Source organism: Hydrogenophaga sp. NH-16 (genome assembly GCF_004006415.1).
Taxonomy (GTDB): Bacteria; Pseudomonadota; Gammaproteobacteria; order Burkholderiales; family Burkholderiaceae_C; genus Hydrogenophaga; species Hydrogenophaga pseudoflava.
This window is the reverse complement of the sequence record NZ_CP029344.1, coordinates 4797814-4805000: the sequence shown is the minus strand read 5'-3', so window position 1 is coordinate 4805000 and position 7187 is coordinate 4797814. Positions and strand designations below refer to the sequence as shown.

At 62.1% G+C, this 7187-nt stretch carries 2 protein-coding genes and 8 pseudogenes (1 of these 10 running past the window's edge); 6 read left to right on the top strand and 4 right to left on the bottom strand.

Annotated elements, in window-relative coordinates; genetic code table 11:
• A pseudogene (gene rpoB, locus DD542_RS23265) lies at positions 1-225 on the top strand (DNA-directed RNA polymerase subunit beta) (its annotated part extends 246 nt beyond the left edge of the window); the annotation flags it as partial.
• Between the two features lie 201 nt (positions 226-426).
• A pseudogene (locus tag DD542_RS23260) lies at positions 427-750 on the top strand (hypothetical protein); the annotation flags it as partial.
• Here the strand turns inward: DD542_RS23260 and DD542_RS23255 are convergent.
• Positions 689-1690, bottom strand: coding sequence for a DNA-directed RNA polymerase subunit alpha (locus DD542_RS23255; protein WP_127807215.1), 1002 nt, complete (start codon positions 1688-1690; stop codon positions 689-691). The pseudogene DD542_RS23260 and the gene DD542_RS23255 overlap by 62 nt on opposite strands.
• Before the next feature lie 61 nt (positions 1691-1751).
• Here DD542_RS23255 and DD542_RS23250 point away from each other — a divergent pair.
• From DD542_RS23250 to DD542_RS23240, 3 pseudogenes are all read left to right on the top strand, one after another.
• Positions 1752-2717: pseudogene (locus DD542_RS23250) on the top strand (sodium/proton-translocating pyrophosphatase); the annotation flags it as partial.
• A gap of 53 nt (positions 2718-2770) precedes the next feature.
• Positions 2771-3808, top strand: a pseudogene (gene narH, locus DD542_RS23245) (nitrate reductase subunit beta); the annotation flags it as partial.
• Between the two features lie 110 nt (positions 3809-3918).
• Positions 3919-4899, top strand: a pseudogene (locus tag DD542_RS23240) (FAD-dependent oxidoreductase); the annotation flags it as partial.
• Position 4900: 1 nt separating this feature from the next.
• On the opposite strand, the pseudogene DD542_RS23235 reads toward DD542_RS23240, so the two are convergent.
• Positions 4901-5071: pseudogene (locus DD542_RS23235) on the bottom strand (aminotransferase class III-fold pyridoxal phosphate-dependent enzyme); the annotation flags it as partial.
• A gap of 159 nt (positions 5072-5230) precedes the next feature.
• Here DD542_RS23235 and DD542_RS23230 point away from each other — a divergent pair.
• Positions 5231-5980, top strand: a pseudogene (locus DD542_RS23230) (MerR family transcriptional regulator); the annotation flags it as partial.
• On the opposite strand, the gene DD542_RS24125 reads toward DD542_RS23230, so the two are convergent.
• A complete protein-coding gene (locus DD542_RS24125) occupies positions 5922-6797 on the bottom strand; it encodes an ABC transporter permease (RefSeq protein WP_241559636.1) in 876 nt (291 codons plus the stop codon). The pseudogene DD542_RS23230 and the gene DD542_RS24125 sit on opposite strands and share 59 nt — an antisense overlap.
• A pseudogene (locus DD542_RS23220) lies at positions 6794-7174 on the bottom strand (ATP-binding cassette domain-containing protein); the annotation flags it as partial. The gene DD542_RS24125 and the pseudogene DD542_RS23220, both read right to left, overlap by 4 nt.
• Between the last annotated feature and the right edge of the window lie 13 nt (positions 7175-7187).

The following is a 7187-nucleotide window of genomic DNA, read 5'->3' as shown; positions in this document are numbered from 1 at the left end:
GCCTACACGCTGCAGGAAATGCTGACGGTGAAGTCGGACGACGTGGCGGGCCGTACCAAGGTCTACGAGGCGATCGTCCGCGGCGACGACACCTTCGAGGCGGGCATTCCGGAGAGCTTCAACGTTCTCGTCAAGGAAATGCGCTCGCTGGGTCTCAGCGTCGAGCTCGAGAACTCGAAGGTCGACGAGGCGGCAGCCGGCCAGCTGCCCGACGCGGCGGAATAACAAGTTGACAAGGGCGTGCGGGGGCTTCCTCGCACGCCATTCCCGCCTTGATCCGGTCGGACCGGGGCAGGGAAGTTTCGCCGCATTTGGCGGTTATTGTCATTTAAGGGTCCGGTTCGGCATCCCGGGAATTTGCCGGCACCGCGATCCCATTGAGGGCTCTTCTGCCCCATCAAGGAGACAGGCATGAACCAAGAGGTCATGAACCTTTTCAACCCGTCGGTACCGGCGCAGCACTTCGATTCCATCCGGATTTCGATTGCCAGCCCGGAAAAGATTCTTTCGTGGTCGTATGGCGAGATCAAGAAGCCGGAAACGATCAATTATCGTACCTTCAAGCCGGAACGCGACGGTCTGTTCTGCGCGCGCATCTTCGGGCCGATCAAGGACTACGAGTGCCTGTGCGGCAAGTACAAGCGCATGAAGTACAAGGGCATCATCTGCGAAAAGTGCGGCGTCGAAGTCACACTGTCGCGCGTTCGCCGCGAGCGCATGGGCCATATCGAGCTCGCGGCACTTCCATGCCGAGGTGCAGGCCCATGGAAGCGAGAACTTCCTTGATTTCGTTGAGCGACTTGCGGCCAAAGTTCGGAGTGCGAAGCATTTCTGCTTCGGTCTTCTGAATGAGGTCGCCGATATAGACGATGTTGTCGTTCTTCAGGCAGTTGGCCGAACGGACCGAGAGCTCGAGTTCGTCGACCTTCTTGAGGAGGGCCGGGTTGAACGCGAGTTCGGTGACGGCTTCCTCTTCGACTTCCTTCTGCGGCTCGTCGAAATTGACGAAGACGCCGAGTTGGTCCTGAAGAATGCGGGCCGCGAATGCGACAGCATCTTCACCGGTGATCGAACCATCGGTCTCGATGGTCATCGTCAGCTTGTCGTAGTCGAGAACCTGTCCTTCGCGGGTGTTTTCCACCTTGTAGGACACCTTCTTGACCGGCGAATACAGGCTGTCGACCGGGATGAGACCGATCGGGGCATCTTCGGCGCGGTTACGATCGGCCGGGACATAGCCCTTGCCGTTGGCGACGGTGAATTCCATGCGGATCTCGGCGCCCTCGTCGAGGGTGCAGATAACATGGTTGGGGTTGAGGATTTCGATGTCGCCAACCGTCTGGATGTCACCGGCGGTCACGACGCCCGGACCCTGCTTGCGCACGACCATGCGCTTCGGATCATCGCCGTCCATCTTGATGGCGATTTCCTTGATGTTGAGCACGATGTCGGTCACGTCTTCCCGGACGCCCGGGATCGACGAGAACTCGTGCAGCACGCCGTCGATCTGCACGGCAGTGACGGCACCACCACGCAGCGACGACAACAGCACGCGACGCAGCGCGTTGCCGAGCGTCAGGCCGAAACCGCGTTCCAGCGGCTCGGCGACGAGGGTCGCCTTGGTGCGGCCGGACGAGGTGAACTCGACCTTGTTCGGCTTGATCAGTTCCTGCCAATTCTTCTGAATCATTATTTTACCTTCCGTTCGTCGCCACCATCCAATCGTGGCTACCGAGCTAACACCGAGAGGCATGCACGTCTCCGTCCGCGCCAATGTCCGCACCGCACAGGCCTCGTCGCAGAGCCTGGCCGCCGGTCTCGACATTGCCTTCAAGTCCGGTGCCATCACCGGCATGCTGGTGGCAGGTCTCGCCCTGCTCGGCGTTGCCATCTACTTCTACATTCTGACCGTGGTACTCGGCCATGAGAGCGGTTCGCGCGAAGTCATCGACTCGCTCGTGGCGCTCGGCTTTGGCGCTTCGCTCATTTCGATCTTCGCCCGTCTCGGCGGCGGCATCTTCACCAAGGGTGCCGACGTCGGCGGCGACCTCGTCGGCAAGGTCGAAGCCGGCATTCCGGAAGACGACCCGCGCAACCCGGCAACCATTGCCGACAACGTGGGTGACAATGTCGGCGACTGCGCCGGCATGGCCGCCGACCTGTTCGAGACCTATGCGGTCTCGGTTGTTGCCACCATGGTTCTGGCCGCCATCTTCTTTGCCGGCTCCGCCGCCCTTGAGATCGCGATGATCTATCCGCTCGCTATTTGCGGCGCCTGCATCATCACGTCGATCATCGGCACCTTCTTCGTCAAGCTCGGCACCAACGGCTCGATCATGGGCGCCCTCTACAAGGGCCTCATCGTCACCGGCGCGCTGTCGATCCTCGGTCTTGCTGCAGCGACCTCGCTCACCATCGGCTGGGGCTCGATCGGCACGGTCAACGGGATGGACATCACCGGCTGGAACCTGTTCATCTGCGGCATCCTCGGTCTCGTGGTCACCGCGCTGATCGTCGTGATCACCGAATACTACACCGGCACCAACAAGCGGCCGGTCAACTCGATCGCGCAAGCCTCGGTCACCGGCCACGGCACCAACGTGATCCAGGGCCTTGCCGTCTCGCTGGAGTCGACGGCGCTCCCGGCTATCGTCATCGTCGGCGGCATCATCGCCACCTATCAGCTGGCCGGCCTGTTCGGCACGGCGATCGCGGTGACCACCATGCTGGGTCTCGCCGGCATGATCGTCGCGCTCGACGCCTTCGGCCCATGGTCCTCAACCTCGACAAGTGCATCGGGTGTCACACCTGCTCGGTCACCTGCAAGAACGTCTGGACCAATCGCGAGGGCGTCGAATACGCCTGGTTCAACAATGTCGAAACCAAGCCCGGCATCGGTTTCCCGAAGGAATGGGAAAATCAGAAGAAGTGGAACGGCGGCTGGGTCAGGAAGTCGAACGGCAAGATCGAGCCGAAGATGGGCGCCAAGTGGCGCATCCTCGCCAAGATCTTCGCCAATCCCGACCTGCCGGAAATCGATGACTATTACGAGCCCTTCGACTTCGACTACGGCCACCTGCAGACGGCCGGCGAAAGCCGCGCCATGCCGACGGCCCGTCCCCGCTCGATGATCAGCGGCGAGCGGATGGAAAAGATCGAATGGGGTCCGAACTGGGAGGAGATCCTCGGCGGCGAATTCGAGAAGCGCTCGAAGGACTACAATTTCGAGGGTGTGCAGAAGGAAATCTACGGCCAGTTCGAGAACACCTTCATGATGTATCTGCCGAGGTTGTGCGAGCACTGCCTCAACCCGACCTGTGCGGCTGCCTGTCCGTCGGGGGCGATCTACAAGCGCGAGGATGACGGCATCGTCCTGATCGACCAGGAGAAATGCCGCGGCTGGCGGATGTGCGTGTCGGGCTGTCCCTACAAGAAGATCTACTACAACTGGAACTCGGGCAAATCCGAAAAGTGCATCTTCTGCTATCCGCGCATCGAGGCGGGCCATCCGACCGTCTGCTCGGAAACGTGCGTCGGTCGCATCCGCTATCTCGGCGTCATCCTGTACGATGCCGACCGTATCTCGGAGGCCGCATCCACGGCAAACGAGCAGGATCTCTACGAGGAACAGCTGAAGATCTTCCTCGATCCGAACGATCCGGCCGTCATCGAGCAGGCCCGCAAGGACGGCGTCCCGGATGCCTGGCTGGAAGCCGCCAAGCGGTCGCCAGTCTACAAGATGGCGATGGACTGGAAGATCGCCTTTCCGCTCCACCCGGAATATCGCACGCTGCCGATGGTCTGGTATTCGACCACCGCGTCTGATCGCGGCTGCCGACAGCCTGAACAGTGCTTTAAAATTGCGAAATGACAATTCCCGGCCCCTGGGCTGGGAACGATGTCCCTCGGGGTAAAGACATGGAAAGCTACGACTATATCGTAATCGGCGCCGGCACCGCCGGCTGCGTCATGGCCAACCGGCTGGCGGCCGATCGGTCGACCCGCGTGCTCCTGCTGGAGGCCGGCGGCAGCGACAATTACCACTGGGTGCACATCCCTGTCGGCTATCTCTATTGCATCAACAATCCGCGCACCGACTGGTGCTTCACCACTGCCAAGGAAGAGGGTCTGAACGGCCGCTCGCTGAGCTATCCGCGTGGCAAGGTGCTGGGCGGATGTTCCTCGATCAACGGCATGATCTACATGCGCGGCCAGGCCTATGACTACGACCAGTGGCGCCAGATGGGCTGCGAGGGCTGGGGCTGGGACGACGTGCTGCCGCTGTTCCGGAAATCGGAAGACTTCTACAAGGGTGCCGACGAAATGCACGGCGCCGGCGGCGAATGGCGGGTCGAAAAGGCACGCGTCCGCTGGGCGGTGCTCGAAGCCTTCCAGCAGGCGGCCAGGGAGGCCGGCATTCCCGAGACCGCCGACTTCAACCGCGGCAGCAACGAGGGGTCCGGCTATTTCGACGTCAACCAGCGTTCCGGCATCCGCTGGAACACCGCCAAGGCCTTCCTGCGACCCGCCGTCAAGCGCGGCAACCTCACCGTCATTACCAAGGCGCATGTCAAGCGCCTGATCATCGAGAACGACACGGTGACCGGCGTCGAGGTCCACCATGACGGCGTGACCAAGCAGTTCTCGGCAAGGCGCGAGACGGTGCTGTGCGCCGGCGCGATCGGTTCGCCGCATATCCTCGAGCGCTCCGGCATCGGCCGCGGCGAGGTGCTGAAGAATGCCGGCATCGAGGTGAAGAAGGACGTGCGCGATGTCGGCGAGAACCTGCAGGACCACCTGCAGCTTCGCCTCGCCTTCAAGGTCACCGGCGTGCCGACCTTGAACGAGAAGGCCACGAGCCTGATCGGCAAGGCCTCGATCGGTCTCGAATACCTGTTGAACGATGGCCGGTGTTGAGAACCGCGATACCGCCGGCGAAGTCGATGTAGCGGCGGCCTTCGACGTCCCACACTTCGGCATTTTCCGCCTTGGCGGCATAGATCTGGGTGGTCATGCCGACGCCGCGCGAGATGGCATCGTTCTTGCGAACTGCGATTTCGGAGTTCTTCATTGTCTCGTTCCTCTGGTGAGCGGTTGACCCTGGGCGTCGGCCATTCGTGCTCGATCGCAAGGCTTCCATATTTCCTACATTTTTTCTGTAGACTTGCAATATGGTTTGTCGCAATTATCACCCATGGCAATGACATCGCGCTGACAGGGTTCGATCCGCATGGATGACATCCGTTTCAAGATTGCCGAAGCCGCCCGGATGGTGGGGGTCTCCCCTTCGACGCTCAGGCTGTGGGAGACGCAGGAACTGATAGACCCGATCCGGACTCCCTCCGGTCAGCGGCTCTATGACCGCGCGTTGGTGGAGCGACTGAAGACCATTGCCTGGCTGCGCAGCGAAAAGGGGCTCAATCCGGCAGCGATCCGTCAAAGCCTTCGTGACGAGGATGCGGCGGACGGAGCCGACTTTCCCGAGGGCGAAGCGGAGGGTGGTTCCGAGCCGGCGGAAATGCCGGTGGGGCTCAAGATCCGCCGCCTGCGACGGGATGCGGGCAAGACGCTCGAGGCCGTCGCGCAGGCCACCGGCGTCTCGGTATCGCAGCTCTCCACCTTCGAGCGCACCTCTCAGGGCCTTTCCTTCACGGCGCTGCACGGCGTCGCCGCCTTTCTCGGCACGACGCTCGCGTCGCTCAGCGGCCAGGAGCAGGGCGAGGGCGGCGAATCCCTGATCCGTGACGGAAAATGGCCGACCTGGCCGACGACGACGTCCGGGGTAACCGTGCAGGTTCTGGCCGAGGGCCGCAACCAGATGGAATGCAACCGCTTCCAGTTGGCGCCCGGCGCTTCCAGCGAAGGGGCGTATCAGCACGAAGGCGAAGAGTTCATCCATGTGCTGTCGGGCAGCCTGGAGATCATTCTCGATGGCGACCGCTTCTTCGAGCTGCATGCCGGAGACAGCTTCTATTTCGAAAGCCGCAGGCCGCATTCCTGGCACAACAGCTTCGATGGGGAGACTGTGCTCTTGTGGATGCATACATGGCGATGCCCTCGACGGCGAGCATGAGCAGGCCGGCAAAGACCAGCGGCACGTTGAACTGGCTCTGGGCCGAGCTCATCATGTTGCCGAGGCCGTAGTTCGAGGCGACTGTTTCGGACACCACGGAACCGACGAAGGCAAGCGTGATGGCGATCTTCAGCGAGCCGAAGAAATAGGGCATGGAGCGGGGGATGCCGACCTTCAGCATGATGTCCATCTTCTTCGCGCCAAGCGCCCTCAGGACGTCTTCAGTCTCCGGCTCGATGGTGGCAAGCCCGGTCGCCACGTTGACGACGATCGGGAAGAAGGAAATGAGGAAGGCGGTGAGCACTGCCGGCACCGTGCCGATGCCGAACCAGATGACGAGGACGGGGACGAGCGCCACCTTGGGGATGGCGTTGAAGCCGATCATCAGCGGATAGAGGCCGGCATAGATGGTCTTCGACCAGCCGATAAAGAGGCCAATGCCTAGGCCGGCGACGACGGCGATGATGAAGCCGAGCGTCGTCGTGTAGAGCGTCTGCAGCGAGTTCTTCCAGATCGGCGACCAGTATTGCACGATCGCCTCGAAGACGCGGGTCGGCGAGGGCAGGATGGTCGGCGGCATGTCGAGGCCGAGAACCAGCAATTCCCAGGCGGCAAACAGGGCGAGCGTATAGAGCCAGGGAGCGGCGCGCACCCAGTTGACGCGGGCGATCAGCGGTGTGCGGACAGGCGCTGCCATGGCTGGCTTCTCCACGATCGTGCTCATGCGGCCACCCGCGCATTGGCGATCTCGCCGTGCAGGGCGTGGACCATGTCGTTGAACGGTGTCTCGTACATCAGCTCAAGATCTCGCGGGCGGGCAAAGGGTACCTTGTGTTCGGCGAGTACGCGGCCGGGGCGGCTGCTCATGACGAAGATCTTGTCGGCGAGAAAGGTCGCCTCGCGCAGGTCATGGGTGACGAGGATGATGGTGACGCCCTGGGCTGCATGCAGGTCGCGGATGACGCACCAGAGCTCCTCGCGGGTGAAGGCGTCGAGCGCGCCGAAGGGTTCGTCCAGCATCAGCAGTTCCGGTTCGTGGATCAGCGCGCGGCAGAGATTGGCACGCTGCTGCATGCCGCCAGACAACTGCCAGGGGAATTTCGATCCGAACCCC